The sequence below is a fragment of the Alteromonas sp. 4NH20-0056 genome (assembly GCF_057539655.1).
In genome coordinates, this window is sequence record NZ_BAAJLS010000005.1 from 49,885 (window position 1) to 70,880 (window position 20,996).

At 43.4% G+C, this 20,996-nt stretch carries 20 protein-coding genes and 1 tRNA gene; 17 read left to right on the top strand and 4 right to left on the bottom strand.

Annotated elements, in window-relative coordinates:
- Positions 1-50 precede the first annotated feature (50 nt).
- From tpiA to AC27EZ_RS10720, 5 genes are all read left to right on the top strand, one after another.
- A complete protein-coding gene (tpiA, locus tag AC27EZ_RS10700; RefSeq protein ID WP_487135327.1) occupies positions 51-797 on the top strand; it encodes a triose-phosphate isomerase in 747 nt (248 codons plus the stop codon).
- 10 nt (positions 798-807) lie between these two features.
- Complete coding sequence (gene secG / locus AC27EZ_RS10705) at positions 808-1,188, top strand: preprotein translocase subunit SecG (protein ID WP_487135328.1); 381 nt, start codon at positions 808-810, stop codon at positions 1,186-1,188.
- 11 nt (positions 1,189-1,199) lie between these two features.
- Positions 1,200-1,285, top strand: a tRNA-Leu gene (locus AC27EZ_RS10710).
- Between the two features lie 174 nt (positions 1,286-1,459).
- Positions 1,460-3,754 carry an EAL domain-containing protein gene (locus AC27EZ_RS10715; protein ID WP_487135329.1) on the top strand — a complete coding sequence of 765 codons (2,295 nt, stop codon included), beginning with the start codon at positions 1,460-1,462 and terminating at the stop codon, positions 3,752-3,754.
- Positions 3,755-3,905: 151 nt separating this feature from the next.
- Positions 3,906-4,064 carry a YqaE/Pmp3 family membrane protein gene (locus AC27EZ_RS10720; protein WP_487135330.1) on the top strand — a complete coding sequence of 53 codons (159 nt, stop codon included), beginning with the start codon at positions 3,906-3,908 and terminating at the stop codon, positions 4,062-4,064.
- A 112-nt stretch (positions 4,065-4,176) separates the two neighbouring features.
- On the opposite strand, the gene AC27EZ_RS10725 is transcribed toward AC27EZ_RS10720, so the two are convergent.
- The 3 genes from AC27EZ_RS10725 to AC27EZ_RS10735 all read right to left on the bottom strand — a co-directional run bounded on the left by AC27EZ_RS10725 (position 4,177) and on the right by AC27EZ_RS10735 (position 7,802).
- Complete coding sequence (locus tag AC27EZ_RS10725) at positions 4,177-4,620, bottom strand: hemerythrin domain-containing protein (protein ID WP_487135331.1); 444 nt, start codon at positions 4,618-4,620, stop codon at positions 4,177-4,179.
- Positions 4,621-4,823: 203 nt separating this feature from the next.
- Positions 4,824-6,164, bottom strand: a complete 1,341-nt coding sequence (gene gdhA, locus AC27EZ_RS10730) for an NADP-specific glutamate dehydrogenase (protein WP_487135332.1) — start codon at positions 6,162-6,164, stop codon at positions 4,824-4,826.
- 3 nt (positions 6,165-6,167) lie between these two features.
- Positions 6,168-7,802 (bottom strand): diacylglycerol kinase family protein, encoded by a 1,635-nt coding sequence (locus AC27EZ_RS10735; RefSeq protein ID WP_487135333.1) that lies wholly within the window; start codon positions 7,800-7,802, stop codon positions 6,168-6,170.
- Between the two features lie 128 nt (positions 7,803-7,930).
- Between AC27EZ_RS10735 and AC27EZ_RS10740 the strand changes: the two genes are divergently transcribed.
- Together AC27EZ_RS10740 and AC27EZ_RS10745 are read left to right on the top strand one after the other, a co-directional pair.
- The gene (locus tag AC27EZ_RS10740) at positions 7,931-8,482 is read left to right on the top strand and encodes a DUF2878 domain-containing protein (RefSeq protein ID WP_487135334.1); all 552 of its coding nucleotides are present in this window, start codon (positions 7,931-7,933) and stop codon (positions 8,480-8,482) included.
- Complete coding sequence (locus AC27EZ_RS10745) at positions 8,475-9,176, top strand: SDR family NAD(P)-dependent oxidoreductase (protein WP_487135335.1); 702 nt, start codon at positions 8,475-8,477, stop codon at positions 9,174-9,176. Before AC27EZ_RS10740 ends, AC27EZ_RS10745 begins: the two co-directional genes overlap by 8 nt.
- Positions 9,177-9,221: 45 nt before the next feature.
- Here AC27EZ_RS10745 and AC27EZ_RS10750 read toward each other — a convergent pair whose 3' ends face one another.
- Positions 9,222-9,770 (bottom strand): hypothetical protein, encoded by a 549-nt coding sequence (locus AC27EZ_RS10750; protein ID WP_487135336.1) that lies wholly within the window; start codon positions 9,768-9,770, stop codon positions 9,222-9,224.
- Between the two features lie 558 nt (positions 9,771-10,328).
- On the opposite strand from AC27EZ_RS10750, the gene AC27EZ_RS10755 reads away from it, so the two are divergent.
- From AC27EZ_RS10755 to AC27EZ_RS10800, 10 genes are all read left to right on the top strand, one after another.
- Positions 10,329-11,396 (top strand): DNA topoisomerase IB, encoded by a 1,068-nt coding sequence (locus tag AC27EZ_RS10755; protein ID WP_487135337.1) that lies wholly within the window; start codon positions 10,329-10,331, stop codon positions 11,394-11,396.
- Between the two features lie 416 nt (positions 11,397-11,812).
- A complete protein-coding gene (gene putP / locus AC27EZ_RS10760) occupies positions 11,813-13,312 on the top strand; it encodes a sodium/proline symporter PutP (RefSeq protein ID WP_487135338.1) in 1,500 nt (499 codons plus the stop codon).
- 14 nt (positions 13,313-13,326) lie between these two features.
- Positions 13,327-14,436, top strand: coding sequence for a glutamate 5-kinase (gene proB / locus AC27EZ_RS10765; RefSeq protein WP_487135339.1), 1,110 nt, complete (start codon positions 13,327-13,329; stop codon positions 14,434-14,436).
- Positions 14,433-15,680, top strand: a complete 1,248-nt coding sequence (locus AC27EZ_RS10770; RefSeq protein ID WP_487135340.1) for a glutamate-5-semialdehyde dehydrogenase — start codon at positions 14,433-14,435, stop codon at positions 15,678-15,680. Before proB ends, AC27EZ_RS10770 begins: the two co-directional genes overlap by 4 nt.
- A gap of 145 nt (positions 15,681-15,825) precedes the next feature.
- The gene (locus AC27EZ_RS10775) at positions 15,826-16,716 is read left to right on the top strand and encodes a mechanosensitive ion channel family protein (protein WP_487135341.1); all 891 of its coding nucleotides are present in this window, start codon (positions 15,826-15,828) and stop codon (positions 16,714-16,716) included.
- 105 nt (positions 16,717-16,821) lie between these two features.
- Positions 16,822-18,933 (top strand): polyribonucleotide nucleotidyltransferase, encoded by a 2,112-nt coding sequence (pnp, locus tag AC27EZ_RS10780; RefSeq protein WP_487135342.1) that lies wholly within the window; start codon positions 16,822-16,824, stop codon positions 18,931-18,933.
- A 102-nt stretch (positions 18,934-19,035) separates the two neighbouring features.
- The gene (locus AC27EZ_RS10785; protein ID WP_487135343.1) at positions 19,036-19,329 is read left to right on the top strand and encodes a DUF1244 domain-containing protein; all 294 of its coding nucleotides are present in this window, start codon (positions 19,036-19,038) and stop codon (positions 19,327-19,329) included.
- 102 nt (positions 19,330-19,431) lie between these two features.
- Positions 19,432-20,049: an FMN-binding negative transcriptional regulator gene (locus AC27EZ_RS10790; protein WP_487135344.1), complete on the top strand. Its 618-nt coding sequence runs from the start codon at positions 19,432-19,434 to the stop codon at positions 20,047-20,049.
- A gap of 183 nt (positions 20,050-20,232) precedes the next feature.
- Complete coding sequence (locus tag AC27EZ_RS10795; RefSeq protein ID WP_487135345.1) at positions 20,233-20,463, top strand: hypothetical protein; 231 nt, start codon at positions 20,233-20,235, stop codon at positions 20,461-20,463.
- Between the two features lie 146 nt (positions 20,464-20,609).
- Positions 20,610-20,969 carry a DUF4870 domain-containing protein gene (locus AC27EZ_RS10800; protein ID WP_487135346.1) on the top strand — a complete coding sequence of 120 codons (360 nt, stop codon included), beginning with the start codon at positions 20,610-20,612 and terminating at the stop codon, positions 20,967-20,969.
- The last annotated feature ends 27 nt before the right edge of the window (positions 20,970-20,996 follow it).

Genomic DNA, 20,996 nt, shown 5'->3' on the forward strand with positions numbered 1-20,996 from the left:
TGGAATCGTTAATATCACGCCCGCTTTAAGACAGGGCTAAGGTCGTCGTTGTGAAAACAATTGCAAGAAAGCCGCTTGTAGCGGGCAACTGGAAAATGAATGGAACTCTGGCGCAAATCAGCAAGTTTAATACTGCATTTGACGCTACGGTAGCGCCGAATGTTGAAAAGGTGTTGTGTGTTCCTTCAGTGTTGTTATCAGCGATTGATAACGAATACATTAACGTTGGCGCACAAGACGTCAGCCCTCTTGATAATGGGGCACATACCGGTGACATTTCTAGCAGTATGCTAAAAGAAATTGGTTGTCGTTATGTCATCGTAGGTCACTCAGAGCGAAGAGAAGATCACGGTGAAAGCAGTGAACTTGTTGCTCAAAAGGCAAAAAAAGCGATTGCCGAAGGGTTAATCCCCATCGTTTGTGTTGGCGAACCATTGCATGTTCGCGAAGACAATACAGTAAATGTTTTTTTATCTGAACAACTTGCCGCGGTTAGTGCGCTTCTATCACTAGATGAGCTAATGCAGTGTGTTGTTGCCTATGAGCCTATTTGGGCAATTGGAACAGGTAAAACGGCATCGCCAGAACAGGCGCAAGAAGTGCACAGTTTTATAAGAACGTATTTTGCCGATATTGATAAAGAATTAGCAGGATCGCTGCAAATTCTCTACGGCGGAAGCGTAAAAGCGGACAATGCAAGTACATTGTTTGCCCAAAAAGATGTTGATGGTGGCCTCATTGGTGGAGCCAGCCTAAAAACAGAAGATTTTATTTCAATTTGCCAAGCGGCAAACTGACGAGGTATTTATGGTTTATGAAGTGCTATTGGTAGCCTATCTTGTTGTAGCGTTACTGCTGATCGGTTTTGTACTTATTCAGCAAGGTAAAGGCGCAGATATGGGCGCATCTTTTGGCTCTGGTGGTTCTAATACCGTTTTCGGTTCATCGGGTTCTGGTAACTTCATGACTCGTACAACTGCAATTTTAGCGGGTTTGTTTTTCTTTATCAGCCTTACATTAGGTGCGATGACAGCGAACCGTGAGAGTGCAGACGATGAGTGGGAAAACCTAGACGTTCCAGCAGCAGTTGAAGTGCCAGTTCAGGCGCCAGCCGATGCAGATGTACCGATTGTTGAAGCTGAGGAAGTACCTCAGGCTGAAGATACGTCAAGCGACGTACCTAACTAATAAAAGTTTTCGCGGAAGTGGTGGAATTGGTAGACACGCCATCTTGAGGGGGTGGTGAGCATAGCTCGTGCGGGTTCAAGTCCCGCTTTCCGCACCAAATTGAAAGGCTAGCATGATTGCTAGCCTTTTTTATTGCGCGTAATAAAATGAATGTAGAATAAATACAGCGCGTTAAGGCTACTCGTATTCTCTTTTATGCGCTATCCTAACTACATCGTGTATTTTTAATAGTTCGAGTTCTTATGCGTCAGTTAGCAACATGGATAGTGGTGTGCAATTAACAGTTAGGCAAAGCCTATTTCGTACATTGCTGGTTGGTATATTAATAACTGCATTGTTAATAGTTACCGCTGTGTGGCGCTCGGCAAATACGCTTCTAGAACAAAACATTAGCCAAGACATCACCGTCACCGGTAACGTGCTCGATAGGCTGATTGAAGATAGAAAGCAAATTATCAAAAGCGTTTCAAACGTACTACTGCGCTCTTATGACTTCAGACGTGCGGTAGGTACCTCTGATATTCCCTCTATTGAAGCCGCCTTTCAGAGTTATGCAGCACGTATCAATACCGACGTTATTGCCCTTGTCGATTTAGACCATTCTATTGTTGCAAGCTATTCCGACTTATTTACTGTGGGCTCGCAATCGCTAGAAAGTACTGCTCTTGTCGCAAAAAATAATGAAAGCGGGTTGTTTATTATTGATGATACGCTAATACAACTTAATCTTTATAAAGTAGAAATTCCTACGCTTCGGTATTATATGCTCATTGGCGTAAAATTTGATGAAGTGTTGTTGAATGAGTTAAAGCGTTTAGTCGACGCTGATATCATCGTATCGGATAAAATATCAGGTAATGTTATTGCATCTACCTTAGATAAGGGAAAAGCGGTAACTGTACTCAACAGTCAAGGGTCGCCAAGCTATTGGGATGTCACGTTTGGCTCAGAACTGACCTACTTTAGCCGAGATGTGAGCTTTTCATCTGAATTTGGTGAATCTCCGGTCACTGTTACTGCGGCTATTGATGCTTCACCGTCGTTTGCATCGTTTACCAATATTCAGTTATCGATTCTATCAGTAATGTTCCTTACTATTTTTATCGCGCTGGGTGTCTCGCTACTGTTAGCACGCAATGTAAGTAAACCCGTATCCAACTTAGTAAAAGCAGTCAATCTCGTTGCGTCGGGGTCTTACGGGACGGTGCTAAAAGAGCCGTCTTCATTGTTGGAAATCACAGAGTTAGCAGCTGCTGTAGATAGCATGCAAGATAGCATTCAACTGCGTGAGCAGAGAATTAGATATCAAGCACAACATGATGTACTGACCGGGCTTTATAATCGCAACTATGTTGAGCAATTCTTCGAACAAGAAATGCAAGCTAATAAGCCGTTACAGGTTATTGCCATAACGGTAATTGGGTTTAGAACGATTAACGATCTTTATGGTTATTCGAATGGCGATAATGCGCTGAAAGCATTGTCAGAACGCTTACTACGTTGGCCAGGTACGTCTGCACGCCTCGCCGGCGGTGAAATTTTATATATTAGCGATACATCGTTAGATGACGACCAATTAGAAACACTGAAGCATATTCTGGAACAGCCCGTTGAGAGTAATCTTATTGCTATCCCACTCAAAGTGGCGATGGCGGTTATCGATTGTCCCAACGATGCTGCTACCTCTGAAGAGCTGTTCAGAAAAATGAATATTGTGACCGACGAGGCAATTCATACAGCAACGTGGATGGTAAAATACAGGCCTGAACTTGAAGCTAGGTATGTGAGGCGTTTAACCATTACAACTGAGCTCAAGCGCGCATTAGCGAGCAACCAAGATGAGTTGTCCATGGTGTATCAGCCAAAAGTAGATTTACGTGCAATGAAAGTCTGTAGTATGGAAGCCTTAATACGTTGGAATAATGAAACCTTGGGGTTTGTACCGCCAGATGAATTTATTACTATTGCTGAACAGGCAGGACTTATTGAGCAAGTTACTACCTGGGTAATGCAGCAAACCATTAATGACCTTTCAGACTTTAGAACCAAAGGTTATCAATTTAGTATCGCAATGAACCTTTCCACTCAAGATATCCAGAATAATATATTGCTGTCGAAATTGGTTCAGCTACTTACTGATGCAGGGTTAGCGCCTGAAGACTTAGAACTTGAAATCACCGAAAGTGACTTAGTATCAGATGCAAGCTTGGCAATTGAAAATCTCACTTCGTTAAAAAACCGTGGTTTTCATTTCGCTATTGACGACTTCGGAACGGGGTATTCCTCGCTTGCGTACCTTAAAAACCTGCCTGTAGACACGATAAAAATCGATAAGAGTTTTATTTTGTCTCTAGCCAGTGACGAAAACGATCAACAGATTGTGCATACTGTTTTAAGCTTAGCGAACATTTTTGGCCTTAAAGTGGTGGCAGAAGGCGTCGAGGATGAGCTTTCATTGAATATCTTAAAAGAGTGGGGCTGTGATATTGCTCAGGGCTATCACATTTCTAGGCCACTTAAAAAGGCAGACCTTGAAAGCTGGTTGGAAAATACACCTTTAAGCTAATACCCATTAGCGTTAAATATGCGTAATGTTGGCAGTAATTGTGCATTGATTTATTGTGACAGCAAAAACGCCCACGATTTATATGTTCAAGCAGGGTTAGTGGGCATATAGTTCACAACACTATAAAAAAACTGCAATAAAAGGAAATTTTATGGATATCATACGCATTTTACTTTCGATACTTTTGCCACCGCTAGGTGTATTTCTTCAAGTTGGCATAGGTGCCCAATTTTGGATTAATATCTTACTAACGCTGTTAGGGTATTTTCCAGGCGTAATTCACGCTGTTTATATCATTGCCAAGCGCTAGCAATTGATAGATGTTACAAATTTAAAAAAACCGGCTTGAAAGCCGGTTTTTTATTAGCGCATTAAAAAGGCCGTGAACTCCGGCCTTTACTGTATATATTACGAATCAGTGGTTATGCTGATTCGAGCTCTTTTTTCATTTCTTTTTGGTAACCGTCTGCTAAATCCACTTTCTGCTTATCGTTAAGCAGTGAACCTGCAATTTGAAAGAACTCTTGTTCTTCGTCAGCAAGGTGGTGCTCAACCTTTTCTTTCAAAGATTTAAGATAATGCAACCAAGCAGGTGAACTCATTTCGGTAGAATCAAGCGTACTGATTAATTCATCTATCTCATGGTGTTCAGCTATACCATGACGAGTTAAATCTACTGCCCCATCTTTTTCTAAAAGATGTGTGTAAAAGTGGCGTTCCTCAGCCACGGCATGGCTTTCTAACTGGTCCTTTAACTCTTGATAGTATTCTCTTCGTGCTTCAGTATCGCCACTGGTTTCAGCTAATATTTTAAGTAGCAATCTCTGTTTTTCATGATCTTGACGTAACGCTTCAAAAATTTTCATAGTACCTTCCTTACACTAAATAATAATAATCTACTCGGTAGACCATGCGATATTCATTCCATATGTGTTAAGGCTCTATGGCTATGATTTTCATGATGTTTTAATATAAAGCATGTGTGTATTGCAAATAGAAGGAAAGCGGCGTGAAGGATTTACACAGAAGATAGAGTAATGTTCACTCTATCTTCTGTGTATAAAGGTAGTTAAATTCCTTGTGCCAACATGGCTTCGGCAAGACGTCTAAAGGCAGCGATGTTCGCACCTTTCATATAATTTACATGGCCGTCTTCATTGCCTTCTTCAACGCATCGAGCATGGATGTCTTTCATGATGTCATTGAGCTCTTCATCTAGCGTAGATGCGCTACGGGGCTTAAAAACAGCGTTTTGGCTCATTTCCAACCCAGAGAGTGCAACACCCCCTGCATTTGAGGCTTTGCCGGGTACATAGGTTGTTTGTGTTTCATGAAAAACAGCTTGCGCTTTGTCAGTGCAGGGCATATTGGCGCCCTCAAGCACCATCCGGCAGCCATTATCAATCAACTGTTTCGCGTCGGCCTCGTCTAATTCGTTCTGTGTCGCACAGGGAAGGGCAATGTCAGTGGCAATGTGCCATGGCTTTTTGTTTTTATGCCATGTGGCACCAGTGCGCTCTGACAAGCTAATCAGAATATTTTCTTCGTTAGCACGATGACTAATAGCCCACGTTATATCAGCTTCTGAAAACCCATGCTCATTAAATAAAAAGCCACTGCTATTCGATAGGGTGAGCACGCAAGCCTCTTTTTGTATAGCCTTTAGCGCTGCGTGTAAAGCAACATTGCCCGCGCCTGATACTAAAACACGCTTTTCTTTTAACGGTGTGCTTTGCGCTTCACACACGGCTAGTAGGAAATAGATGAGCCCAAAGCCCGTCGCTTCTGTTCTTACATGACTTCCACCGAATTCAAGCCCCTTGCCCGTTAAAACGCCCTCAAATCGATTGTTTAAGCGGCGGTATTCACCGTATAGGTAGCCAATTTCTCTGGCACCAACGTTAATGTCACCCGCGGGTACATCGGTTTGTGCGCCAATATGGCGTTGTAATTCACGCATAAACGCCTGACAGAAAAGCATAATGTCGCGATCGCTTCGCCCCTTGGGATTAAAGTCAGACCCGCCTTTCCCCCCGCCCATTGGTAGCCCGGTCAGTGCGTTCTTAAAGCTTTGTTCAAAGGCCAAGAATTTTAATACCGATAATGATACTGAAGGGTGAAAACGCAAGCCCCCTTTATACGGGCCCATTGCGGAGTTATGTTGAACCCGCCAACCCTGATGAACTTCCACGTCTCCTGCGCTGTTTACCCAGCTAACGGTAAAGTATATAACGCGCTCAGGTAAGCAAAGTCGCTTTACGATGTCATAACGTTTATAGGCTTCATTTGCGTTTGATATTGGAACAATATCAGCAAGCACTTCCTGGGTTGCTTGAAGGTATTCCGGCTCATTTTCAAATCGTTCAGACAAGAACTCGGTTAATTGGTCAATGTTACTCGTACTGCTCATTCGTTATTGCTCCGAAGAAATGGTATTACTAGCAAGAACACGTAGGCTTTGTGGTTTGCTAGTTACCGTAATTGTAGATGCAGAAAAGATTTCGCCGTCGACGGCGTATTGCACTTCTTCTGGAAAAGTGAGGGACACTGTTTCTGCTTTTTGGTGAACAATGCTTTGTGATTTACGTTTGGACTCCGCTGGACTAAACATCAGTTCCGCTATCGATAACAATTGCCTATCAGCATTTTCATTTGGAAGTAGATATGTGATATCTACTTTTCCATCGGTTATTGAGGGCGGGTTATCACCTTGTGCTAGGGCGGTTGTTAGGGGCGCGGCATTCGCTATAACAAAACTTGGTGTTTCAAGTTGCTGCGACTCACCGTCATCCAATGACAGAGAAAAGGCTAAGTTTTCGTTCTTCGTTATAGCGTTGTAGAGCCCCTGAATGTAGGCTAGTTGCCCTCCGGCATTTTTTTCGTCGCGACTAGCAGACGAAATCATTTGTTCTTCGAACCCTACGGCCGCAACCAATAACATTAATCTATCGTTACATTGCGCTGTATCTATCGTTGTACGTTCGCCGTTTATAATGATGTCGCATGCTGTTGATATGGGCATTATCTTACTCATAAAACCCTGAAGCACTTGGCAAAGTGCATTAGCCGTGCCCAGAGGTATCATACCCATAGTGACGTTGGAGCCAATTACGGCACTCGCCACTTCGGTTATCGTACCGTCACCGCCGCATGCAACGACAATATCCGCACCTTTGTGGATCGCATCCCTTGCGTGTACTTCACCGCTTATTTCAGGCGTAGTTTCAAGAATGCTTATTTGAAAGTGTGGGTTAAGACGGGATAATATTTCGTCCTTCTCGACATTCCATTTGCCCCCTCCTGATACGGGGTTTACCACTAATACAAGCGACTTGTTTAGGTTGAGTCTGCCGCCTTTTTTCACCTGCGATAAAGCGTGTAGTTGCCGTTTGTTTAACCGAGCGGTAGAACGTATAGACTGAATTTTGTTCATGGCGTCTACGATTGACAGTGTGTCATCACGTGCAAGTAGATAAGCCGCGGTAACTAGAACACTTCTTCCTCTGCCCAGCGCGCAGTGAATGACAACTTTTTTGCCGCTTCGAATTTGTTGGTCTACCCAATTGATTGCGGTGGTAAGTTGTTCAACTGTTGGACTGGTGTGATCAAGCACAGGAATGTTTAGATACTCGAATTCTTGCTGGTACGCAGTCCAATCTAATCCGTCGAATTCTGCAGTAACATCTAAAATGGCGTTAACACCATTGTCTTTCATCAGCGGTACATGTTGTCCTGACATTCGACATGCTAAAAATAAGTTATCATCTATTTTTTGTAGTGGCGGGACTTTATCGGTTCTTCTCGCATATTCATTGAAAAGCCCCGTCCCGAGTAAGAACGGGATGAAAACCCAACGTATATAAATTGGTATTGAACCGTCTTGCCGCTTTCTAAATAGCTCGGGGTAATTAAGCAGGTAGGCACTGCTAACCGCAATGAGTGAAAATGCTATCCACCCTAATAGTACCTTTACTATAACGAACGGGACTATCCATGTTAGGTAAAGCGCCAGCAACGCGCCTAAAACATAATACTTAACCATTTTCATTATCAACATCCTTTGTATTTCATTAGGATGCATACGTTGAACGTTTTGTTTTCGTTTATAAATATCTACATATGAACTAGATTCTTGTGAAGCCCGTAAATGCTGTAAACATTAATGAAAAGAATAGTATGAGTGACAACGCGTTAAAAATTACAAATTTTGTATGGTTTCAATCAATTTGGTGGCTTGTTGTATTACTTCAAAATGCGTCAATCCCCTACGTGATTGGCCTCTTAATAGTGTGGCTTACCATTTCCAAGAAACGTTTCGTTGATGGGGTATTGTTCGTTGTTATCTTTTTGTTCGGTGTAGTGGTGGATAGTAGCCTGACGTTCTTTGGCATTTATAGCTTCGATACCACACATCAGATAGCCAATACACCATCTTGGCTGATTCCAATTTGGTTAGGCTTATTGTGGTCTGGTTTAGCAGGCACCCTGTTACACAGTATGACACTATTTAAAAATCGCCCACTTATCGCAGCAATAGGCGGGGCCGTTTTCGCGCCATTAAGTTATGTTGCGGGAGCTAATTTCGGTGCGGTTACGCTAGGGCAATCTGTTTTGATGACGTATATTTTTGTCGGCGCAGTATGGGCGTTTGCATTTCCTGCTATGTTTTTTATTGCCAATTATGTCGAGAAAACTATGACTCGCAAAAAGGAAGGTATATATGACTAAGTCAGTATTGGTGACCGGTGCAAACAGAGGTATTGGGCTTGAGATAGCTCGGGGCTTTGCGCAGCAGGGGTGTAAAGTTGTAATGGCGTGCAGAGATGAAACCCTAGGCCTTGAAGCGCGGCAAGACATCGTTGGTGGTGACGTTCATGTTATTGAAATGGCGCTAGATGAAGAACAAAGCATTATTGACGCGTTTGTGCGAGCCAACGCGGTTTATGGCCCTTTTGATATTCTGGTCAATAACGCGGGCGCGTTGAACAGTTGCGGATGGGAAGAGCTTACGAGCAATGATTTACATGATGCAATGCAACTTCATGTTGCTGCGCCACTAACGCTAATAAAGCATATTCTTCCAGATATGTTGGCGTCGGGATTTGGACGCATTATAAACGTATCTTCAGGGTGGGGTAGTTTTAAAGAGGGCTTAGAAGGCCCGCTTTCCTACGCTGTTAGCAAGGCCGCACTTAATGCACTTACGGTAAAAATAGCGAGTGATATAAAAGCGAGTCATGGCGACGATTGTGACGTTACGGTGAATAGCATGTGCCCCGGCTGGGTTCATACGCGTATGGGAGGTGCAAGTGCGCCGCGTACACCTGAAGAGGGAGCCGAAACCGCACTCTGGTTAGGATTACATGATAAGGGCGGGCCCAATGGCGCGTTTTTGAGAGACAAAGCGCAGATTGACTGGTGAAGATAACGCAAAAATAAACGGCCCCAAAGGGCCGTTTTTAGATGGTTAGCGAATGGCTATCACAATATTATTCGAGTGATTTTCCAAAATATTTTTAACTTTCGTCACGCCGTCTGGTGTTTTCGTATTCACTACCAACGCCGCTTTTCCGTTACGCAAACCATGCCTAACCGTTTGAATGATGTTGTTTCTATCTGGGCGCAGCGCGAAAAGGCCCGCAATAAAAAGTCCTAAGAATAACCCTGGGCTGATTAATGCGATAAACGTGAAGATGGGGTTTTGCTGCGTTAACGCTGGGCCGAAAGCAACCAATAGGCTAGCTACAATAAATCCTGCGCCCAACCCCAACGCCCCCATCTTAAGATGCGAGCTCCAAAGATAATTGCCAATAACGGTGCTGTCTTGTTCTAACTTTTTACCAAAATCGTCTTCAGTGCCTTCGATAAGCGTAACTTGTGACTCTGATACTACAGATCGTTCTATTAAAGCACGGGCTGAACTAGTTGCCTGCGCTTTGTTATCATAAATTGCGGCAATTTGACCCTGAGCATCCGGTGTCAAAAGTGCTTTGATGTCATATTCCGAATTAGTCATGAATTCTCCAATTTTCTGTTCGTTTGATTACTCGTTACGAAAAACTGCTTTAAGAGATTTCTATGTCTCGTCCTTGTTAGGATAGATTTACGTAATGCTTGATTACTATCCATTCAAATTATGTACCTTTGTTTTAAACGGGCGACGCTAGGTCTATTGAACGTTGTTTTGTATGAAGTGTTACATCGCTAAGTAATTGATATTTATGCTCAATAAATGAATGTTAAGAAAGTTTTATCTTGAGAAAGTTGGTTTTTTGCCGATTGCCGATGCCAGCAGACAAACACGAAAATTTCTGCTCAGTGCGTAAAAATGCGCCTGACAGTGAAAAAATGTCACGTTGTTTAGCAACAGGTGCTGCTTATCCATCTATTACGCAATGCGTTCAGTGCCCGAGCGCACAGCGTCTGTAAGCGTTAGAACATAAAAAATACGGCTACGTGTCATGTTTTTTCGTGGGCACTGATTTTGCTTTAGCTTTACTTATCTCAATAATAAACGTCTATCGGGCACATTTAGCCGTAGAAGTATGCAATACAATGCGAGTGATAGGTAACCATGAGTAAAAATGGACGTAGAAAACATGATGCTGAAGCGACGCTCGAAGAAGATATTGTGCGTGTGGCGAATCACGATGAACATCTTCACATCATGCGTGAGGGCAGCGCAGAAAGGGGTTTTTATTATCGTTATAAAAACGGTAGGCGAGTAAACAAAGCCAAGGCGTTGAGGCGAATAGAACGTCTCGTCATCCCGCCAAATTGGCGTTCAGTTCGTATCAGTAAGCTACCAACAGCGAGTATACAAGCCATTGGACATGATGAGAAAGATAGACGCCAATACATCTATCACCATCAATGGCATAAACAGCAGCAGGCCGCGAAGTTTGCTTCACTTTGTCAATTTGGTTTGTCTATTGAGGATTTTCGGCAGCGTTGCTTTAGCTATCTTGAAACTAATGAATGGGGCGTGGAAAGAGCATGTGCACTTGTGGGGCTGCTGCTTGATAAAACAGGCGCGCGGATTGGTCATGCACAATACACGCAAGAAAATAGTACCTATGGGTTGAGCACCTTGCGCCGAAAACACGCGGAAGTGAGAGAAGATCGGATCCTGTTTAATTACACCGGTAAGCATAATAAGGCGCGAACTGTTGAAATAAATGACCCCATGTTGTCGACACTTGTTAAAGAGTGTATCAATTTACAGGGGTACGCAATATTTCGTTATCAAGGCGACGATGCCAAGTGGCGTGACCTGACCAGTGAAGACATGAATCATTTTATACAGCGACATATGTCAGATGATTACAGTTGTAAGTATTTTAGAACGTGGGCTGCGAGCAGAATTGCGTTACGTGCTTTGCCAGAGGTTGAAGCTTCAGTAAACGCGAGGAAAAACAGAAAGTGGGCTCCCACGCTGGCGAAGCATGTCTCAAAAGCGTTAGGGAACACTCCTGTAGTATGCCGAAAGTATTACATTCATCCGAAGCTATTTGCCGCAATAGATGATAGAAAAATGCGAAGAGACCTTATAAGCAACGTAAATACTATTTTAAATAAAAAATGCGAAGAGTCGATTAAGAATATACGGTTGGAAAGGCTCTTGTTGAAGGTTATATCCTAACAAATGCGCTTAGCTGAAAAAATATTCCAAATGGTAATAAGTGAATATAAATATCAATAATTATGCATAAATTATCGACAAGTTATTTTAATTTTGCAGATACTATTTTTTGGTAAGTTTTTGTTTTGAAGGTGCTTTTAATTTTCTTTGATTGGTAATTGTAGTGACGTGAGTGGTTGGGTTGATTTTCATGTTTTCTTGCTCCTTTGAACATGTAGCCTAAAATTTGAACTTGAAAAAATCTGAGAAACCTTTATATTATTTGAACTCTAATCATTTTAGTTCGATGTATTGAAGTGTTGTCTACGCACCTTTTAATAAAGAGAAGCGTAAACGGTATCGCATCAATATTCATCGCCAGCGCTGAGGCACGGATGATTAGGTTTTCTTAGCAGTAGAGGATTACAACCCACGTTATGCCAATCGAAAGCTACATTTCGTTGAGTATCTATTTTATTGCGATGCTCGGCATCGGCTTGTTTTCATATAAGCAATCCACAAGTGACATTTCGGGTTATATTCTAGGCGGTAGAAAAGTCAGCCCTCAAGTTACCGCGCTGTCAGCGGGTGCATCTGATATGTCAGGATGGATGCTGATGGGGTTGCCCGGTGCCATGTTTCTTACAGGCTTTGACGCCGTGTATATCGCTGTAGGTCTTGTTGCCGGCGCGCTAGCAAATTATCTCCTAGTCGCCCCCAAGCTTCGCTTGTATACCGAATACGCTGACGACGCGCTCACCGTTCCCGAGTTCTTTGCAAAACGTTTTAATACGCCCAATGCATCAGTTCGAATTGTATCTGCAGTGATCGTAGTGATGTTTTTTACCCTATACACGTCTGCGGGCCTGGTTGCTGGCGGAAAGCTTTTTGAAAGCGCCTTTTCCGTCGACTATCAACTAGGTTTATTTATCACGCTTGGCGTTGTTGTGTCATACACACTATTGGGTGGGTTCTTAGCGGTGAGTCTTACTGATTTCGTTCAGGGATGCATTATGTTTGTCGCGCTCGTTTTGGTCCCTGTTGTCGCGTTTATGCAGTTTGATAGCGCGGCTCAAATGACAGAGTCAGCGTACTTATCAATTCCAGACTTTTCTGAATCGGTCGCATCACTCACAGCAATCGGCTTGATTTCGAGTTTAGGGTGGGGACTCGGGTATTTCGGACAACCACATATTATTGTTCGTTTTATGGCAATACGCTCAGTGAAATCAGTCAGCGTGGCACGAAATATTGGTATGTCGTGGATGCTCGTTACCATAGTGGGAGCATTAGGCACAGGGTTTGTCGGTATTGCGTATGCTAATGCCTTTGGTTTACCGATAGATGATGCTGAAACCATTTTTATCGTGTTTTCCCAACTCTTGTTTCACCCGTTAATTAGCGGCTTTTTAATGGCAGCGATACTCGCAGCCATTATGAGCACTATTTCATCTCAGCTTTTGGTATCGGCGAGTTCGCTAACAGAAGATATTTTGCGTGTAGTGAATAAAAAAGAGATGGCAGAACAGACAACCGTTACGCTCGGTCGTGTAGGTGTTGCTGGCGTAGCCGCCGTTGCACTGTTTTTAGCGATGGACTCGTCAAACAGTATCTTGTCGTTAGTCAGTAACGCGTGGGCAGGTTTTGGTGCTGCTTTCGGTCCTCTCGTGCTTTTCTCGTTGTATAAACGAGACCTAAGCCATACTGCGGCGTTAGCAGGGATCATATCTGGGGCAGTTACCGTTCTGTTTTGGATTTATGCGCCCGTTTTGAGTAACGGTGAAACACTAAGCAGTGTTATGTACGAAATTATTCCAGGGTTTGCAGTGAGTGCTGTGAGCCTGTGGGTTGTCTCTTCTTTTTCTGCGTCGCCTAGCAAAGCGGTGGCAGAAACGTTCGATGAAGTCAGCCTAGAATTAGCGAATCAACAATCTTAAGGTAAGTATTAATTATGAGTCATCCTAGTTGGAATCGTGTGGTTATCAAAGTAGGTAGCGCACTTATATCACCTAACAAGAAGGGGTGTAGTAGCCACTATCTTTTGAGCATCGCACAATTCATTGTTAAATGCAGAGCAAATGGGACACAAGTTGTTCTCGTTTCTTCTGGCTCGGTAGCGGCAGGTTCACATCTGTTCCCAGAGACTGAAAATGTTCATATTGCTATCAAAAAAGCGATGGCAGCCGCTGGGCAAACCGAAATGATGGCGACGTGGGATCGATTATTTGATTTTCCATCAGCGCAAATTTTATTAACCCACGCTGACTTACGTGATAGAGAGCGTTATGTCAGTATTCGTGAAACGATTTTTAGTTTACTTGAACACGGTGTGTTACCTATCGTAAACGAGAACGATACGGTAACAACTGACAAACTCAAAGTGGGCGATAACGATAACTTGTCTGCAATGGTTGCTGCGGCGGCTGATGCGGACGCACTCATCATATGCTCAGATATTGACGGGTTATATACCAAGAACCCACATGAGCATGATGATGCGCAGCTGCTACGCGACGTTGACACTATCGACGAAAGCATTTATGCCATGGCGGGCGGTGCGGTTAAAGGTGGTGTCGGCACGGGCGGTATGCGCACAAAAATCGAGGCGGCTGAAAAAGCCGTATCGCATGGTATAGACACTTATATTATTAATGGTTTTACAGAAACATCGTTTAATATGTTGCTGTCTGGCAACAACCCAGGTACACATTTTAGCGCCCATGCTAAACCTATGCAGGAGAATGTGCATTGGATGAGACATACATCTAACGCACAGGGCGAAGTAATTGTGGAAAGCGATTTTGATGAATCATTAGAGAGTGACAGTGAACAACTTACAAGTAGTGAAATCATCGGCGTAAATGGGGAATTCTCGGTAGGGGATACCATTTTAGTGAGAAAAGCTGATGGCACAAAGTTGGTCAAGGCAAAATCGAATTACAGCAGTTGTCTACTTAATTTTATTGCTAATCAGGACAGCGACGAGTTCGCCAGTGAGTTCGAAGAGAAAACTGGCCCTATTATTTCTGATCAGCACGTAGCAAATTTGGAGGAAGAATGAGTATTATTACGGAATTAGCCCAACAGGCAAAAGAAGCCGCGCAGGTGCTTTCTATATTAGACGAAGCGAAAAAAAATGCGGTGCTTAGCGATATGGCTGCAGCGATAAGAGCAAATAAAAGTACTATCGTTCAAGTGAATGAAAAAGAAGTCGCTCGGGCAAAAGAAAACAATTTAGATGCAGCAATGATTGATCGCCTCATTTTGAATGATGAACGCATTGAAGCGATGGCCGAAGGCATTGAGGTGATTATCGGATTAGACGATCCGGTGGGTCAAGAGCGCGTTATTGGTACACGCCCTAACGGTATCGAAATTAAAAAAATGAGAATTCCTTTGGGCGTTGTGTGCATGATTTATGAAGCACGTCCAAACGTTACCGCAGACGCGGGTGCGCTTTGTTTTAAATCAGGTAATGCCGTCATTCTTCGTGGCGGTAAAGAAGCGTTAGATACCAGTTTAGCCATATCTGGGTTGATGCAAGACGTGTTAGAGAAACATGGTCTTCCAAGAGCGTTGGTAACGGTTATACCTAATGCAGACAGGGCGTTGATGCAAGAATTGATGGAACAACGCGACTATATTGACGTAATCATTCCTCGCGGTGGTGAAGGGCTTATCAACTACGTTACTGACAACGCAAAAGTGCCGGTTATCCAGCATTTTAAAGGCGTGTGTCATTTGTACGTTGATAAAGACGCTGACCTTGATAAAGCATTGGCGATATTGCTTAACGGTAAAACGCAGCGTACCGGCGTATGTAATGCGCTTGAAGCACTAGTAGTACACAGTGAGGTTGCCGATGAGTTTCTACCTCGTGTGGCTAAAGCATTTAAAGAACACGGCGTAACGGTTCACGTGAACCAAGCGGGCAGTGCGTTTTTCGACGATGCAGATGTTATCAGTGAAGATGCGTATGGCGAAGAGTATTTGGGGCTTGAAATTGCTGTACGTGTTGTTGATGATTTTAATGCAGCCATTGCACATATAGCCAAGTTTGGAAGCAACCATACCGAAGTTATTTGCACGAAAAACGAAGCTGCAGCCAAGTTGTTTCAACGTGCCGTTGACGCAAGCGTGGTTATGGTTAACGCATCATCGCGTTTTTCTGACGGCAGTCAGTTAGGTCTTGGCGCAGAAATTGGGATTGCGACCACTAAACTACACGCTTACGGACCTATGGGGCTCGAGTCACTCACGTCTGAGAAGTACCTTGTTAATGGCGAAGGCCAGATTCGCGCATAAGCTGAATCTTTAGGAAAAGCCGCTTTCTTACGAAAGTAATACTGGTCTGCATTGTGTCAGGGCCATAGATACTTCATAATTAAAGCGCTGGTTAACAACCAGCGCTTTTTTTATTTTTTATCATAGGTTTATTAGGAGTACAGGCATGGAAATAGCGATTGACCCAGACTTAATTTGGCGTCAACTACTGTCGTTTACCTCCGAATATAAACTCGCCACCTCGTTGTTATTGCTTATCGTCCTTCATTACATAAAGAAGGGCTTGTTAAAACTAATTAAGTTAAGCAGTAACAGAAGTGGCGAAGATCGCAGAAATCAAATTAATATTCTTGAACAACTCGGCAATGCGCTCATCATTATTATACTCATGATGGTGTGGTCTTCAGAAATACAAAATCTTGCTATCTCTATTGCTGCGTTCATGGTTGCTATCGTACTCGCGACGCGAGAGTTTATTCAATGTTTTATGGGTTTTATTTACTACTTAGGTGCAAGGCCATTTAGGGTAGGAGATTGGATCCAAATGAATAACGTTGTGGGTGAAGTGGTGGAAATGGACTGGGCGAAAACCGCTCTGCTTGAAGTCGATAGTGAATCGTTCAACTATACCGGTAAGCACGTGTATGTTCCGAACAGTCAACTTGTTACCCAAACCGTGCGTAATTTAAACTTCTTGCGCCGGTACAAACTACATTCTTTTGAAATTGTAAATGAGCCGATCGTCAACGCATACAGCTTGTTACCCGCGTTTCAGGCACGCGCACAAGCCCATTGCGAATATTTTAGAGATGTAGCAGAACGTTATAAAGGCCTGATTGAACGTCATCTAGAACAAGAATTTATACAAATAGACCCAGAGATTGAAATAAAAACCAATGAATTGGCCAAAGTTGTCATCAGGGTTAGTCTTTTTTGCCCGACCGATGAAGCACTGGCTCTTGAACACAAAATGTGCTCAGATTGGCTCAGCTTATGGTTCAAGGCGATGAAAGAGGATGAATACGCGCAAAGTGTATTGTCAAATAGCGTTTCATAACGCCGCGTAGTAAATCAATTTGGTAATGGCAATAGTGTGCGTTCATGGCTATACTATGCGCCGCGATTATAAGCGATAAATAAGAATGAAATTAAAGGACAAATAGTGACTCCTATTACTAAATCATTTCAGTATGGTCAGCATACTGTAACACTTGAGACGGGCGTAATTGCTCGTCAGGCAACAGCAGCTGTCATGGCAAGCATGGATGATACTGCTGTACTAGTAACGGTTGTTGGTAAGAAAGAAGCGAAAGCAGATCAAGATTTCTTCCCACTAACTGTTAACTACCAAGAAAAGACTTACGCTGCTGGTAAAATCCCTGGTGGTTTTTTCAAGCGTGAAGGTCGTCCTTCAGAAGGCGAAACCTTAACAGCACGTCTAATCGACCGTCCAATTCGTCCGTTATTCCCTGAAGGGTTCAAGAACGAAGTACAGGTTGTTATCACGGTAATGTCTGCTAACCCAGATATTCCTACTGATATCATCTCGATGATTGGTACTTCTGCTGCACTTGCAATCTCTGGTATTCCATTCAATGGTCCTATCGGTGCAGCGCGCGTTGGTTATACAAACGGCGAATACATTCTAAATACACGTGTTGAAGAGCAAGAAGCAAGCGAACTTGACCTTGTTGTTGCGGGTACTGAAGGCGCGGTATTAATGGTTGAATCAGAAGCCGACGTGCTTTCTGAAGATGTCATGCTAGGCGCAGTTATGTTCGGTCACGAGCAACTACAGACTGTGGTTACTGCGGTAAATGAATTTGCTGCTGGCGTTAACATCGATAAGTGGGATTGGAAACCAGAAGCAGAAAATACAACCCTTAAAGAAAAAGTGAAAGCGTTAGCTGAAGCTGAAATGGTTGCTGCTTACCAAATCTCTGACAAGCTTGCGCGTAAAGATGCAGTAACTGCTGCAACTGACAAGGCACTTGAAGCAATTCTTGCTGAAGACGACACACAAGACAAAAAAGAAGTGCTTAACCTTCTTCATGACTTAGAGTCTGACGTAGTTCGTTCACGCATTCTTGCTGGTGAACCTCGTATTGACGGTCGTGATCCTAAGATGATTCGTGCACTCGATGTTGCGACAGGTATTTTACCACGTACACACGGCTCTGCTGTTTTCACTCGTGGTGAAACGCAAGCAATCGTTGCTGCTACGCTAGGTACAGAACGTGATGCGCAGATGATTGACGAGCTTCAAGGCCGTCGCGACAGCCGCTTCATGCTTCACTATAACTTCCCTCCATACTGTGTTGGTGAAACGGGTATGATTGGTTCTCCTAAGCGTCGTGAAATTGGTCACGGTCGTTTGGCGAAGCGTGGTATTCAAGCAGTAATGCCGAGCGAAGAAGAATTCCCGTATGTAGTACGTATCGTTTCTGAAATTACAGAATCAAACGGTTCATCTTCAATGGCGTCTGTTTGTGGTACTTCACTTGCACTTATGGATGCGGGTGTTCCTATCAAGGCATCAGTTGCGGGTATCGCGATGGGTCTTGTGAAGAGTGACGAAAACTTTGTTGTACTTTCAGATATCCTTGGTGACGAAGATCACCTTGGTGATATGGACTTTAAAGTGGCGGGTACCACAGGTGGTATTACTGCACTTCAAATGGACATCAAGATTGAAGGTATCACGAAAGAGATCATGCAAATTGCCCTTAAACAGGCAAAAGAAGCACGTTTGCACATCCTTAACGTAATGGATGAAGCAATCGGTGGTCACCGTGAAGAGCTTAGTGAATTTGCTCCACGCATCTACACAATGAAGATTGACCAAGACAAGATCCGTGACGTAATTGGTAAAGGCGGCGCAATGATCCGTCAGATTACTGAAGAGTCAGATACGAATATCGAAATTGAAGATGACGGTACTATCAAAATCTTTGCTACTGAGCGTGCGAAAGCAGATATCGCTATCGGTAGAATTGAACAAGTAACGGCAGAAATCGAAGTGGGTAAAACGTACCACGGTAAGGTTACTCGTATTGTTGATTTCGGTGCGTTCGTTGAAGTGCTTCCAGGCAAAGAAGGTCTTGTACACATTTCACAAATCGCTCATGAGCGTGTGAACAAAGTGGCAGACTACCTAGAAGAAGGCCAAATGATTGACGTTAAGGTTATGGAAATTGATCGCCAAAACCGTGTACGTTTAAGCATTAAAGAGCTTCTAGAGCGCCCAGCACCTAAGTCTGACGACGCAGAGTAATACTGATGTAACAAGAGTCTTATGGCTTTTGTAGAAACATTGAAGTAGAAAAGGGAGCATGGCTCCCTTTTTTTATTTTAAAAATCACATTAAGGAGTAGGGATGGATAAGCAAACCCAAACCGACGTTGAAGCTGCGGTGTTTCGCCGATTGGTAGAACATTTAGACGCCAATAAAGACGTTCAGAACATTGATTTAATGATCTTGGCTGATTTTTGCCGTAACTGTTTAGCTAAGTGGTATTCGTCTGCGGCGAGTGAAAGGGGCGTTGAAATAGATTACGACGCAGCTCGCGAAGTTGTCTACAAAATGCCGTACTCACAGTGGAAAGAGCATCATCAGCTTCCGGCCAGTGACGAGCAACTCGAAAAGCTTGCGGCGCGACAAAATAAATAGTCTCAGCCAGCGCCTGCTGGCTTTTATATGTAAGGGTAAGTGAAAAGTACGCCAGGATCACATAAACTCGTGGTCAGTTCCCCTATGACGTAAAGCGTAAAAATGTACACTCCGAAAAATATGGAAATTTCAGAAGCAGACGCTATTCATCGCTTCATATCAGAGTTTGGCTTTGGTACGTTACTTTCTCAAAATTTAGAAGCCACACGTCTTCCACTTATTTTGGACACCTCACAAGGCAATAAAGGTATCATCGTTGGCCATATGGCCCGTGCCAACCCTCAGTGGAAGAGTGCATCAGGAGAGCGTGTATCAGTAATGTTTGACGGACCTCACTCATATATTTCTCCAACATGGTATGCGTCAAGGCCGGCTGTACCTACATGGAATTATGCATCGGTTCAATGCTTCGGCGTTTTTCAAACGCTTAGCAGCAGTGAGACACTGCTTGCAATAGACGCAGCGGTTGAAAAATATGAACCAGAGGTGCTAAGAAACCTTGAGTTAATGCCAACAGACTATACCGATAAACTGTTAAAAGCGGTGGTGGGTTTCAAAATAGAAGTCGATGACATTCATGCAAAAGAAAAACTGGGTCAGCATAAAAGCATTGAAGACCAACGCCGTGTTTTTGCTGCACTGGCCTCAAGTCAGCATCCCAATTCAGTTGAACTTGCAGAGTACATGAGGCATCGACAACTAGGCACGGGTAGCGACTGAGGCAACATGCAATCCACATCGAAATACATTGAATTGCATCTAAGGCATAATAGGCGGACAGTAACAATGAGCTGGTCGTCGCTGCGAGTAAAGCGGCTTCGGTAAAGTCTTGGGTTTACTGTCGAACATCACTAATTAATAACGATAACTAATAACGCTAATTAACAGCACTAGGGAAAGAAAATGTCGAAATGGATTGTAGTAAGAACGTGGGCGATATTAATCATCGCTTTTGCAGTGCTACTCGCAGCGTTAGCCGTACTAGGCTCCACGATAGGAGAGTCGTTCGTTACGGGGGCGTTCTCGCTGTCTATACCTCAGGTTGGAAGCCTTTGTGCTGGGGTATCGGCATTCTCTATTTTTTTACATTGTATTAAACGTTTAAACAGCATAGCTGAATCCGATCTTGGATAGCGCGGGTTTGAAATATCGCCATGTTTGTGACGTTAAGTAACGTAAATAGGCGTTGCCTCTAAAACTATTAAACGTATCTTGTTTAATGGTAACGTTAGCAGTATTGATAAGTATTTAGCCTGTGATGATAAAAAGGAGACGATGTTATGGAACAAAAAGAATACTGGGGAATGCAAGTCAATGCATACTGCATGCTTATCCATTTAAGTCAGTTGGCAAGCATTGTTATGCCTGGTTTAGGGTTTGTGCTTCCCGTGATTATGTGGGTAGCAAATAAAGACAAGAACGTAGACATAGATAAGCATGGGCGGGTTACGATTAATTGGCTCATTAGCTTCATCATTTACAGTTTCGTTTGCGGAATCTTGATGATTGTATTAATCGGCTATCTGGGGTTGGTACTTCTATTATTGCTAAATGTCGTGTTCGCCATTGTCGCCGCCGTTAAAGCTAATAACGGTGAGTTTTGGGTATATCCGCTGAGCATAAAATTCCTCAAATACTAAACGCCTCTAACGAGGTAGATGTGATAA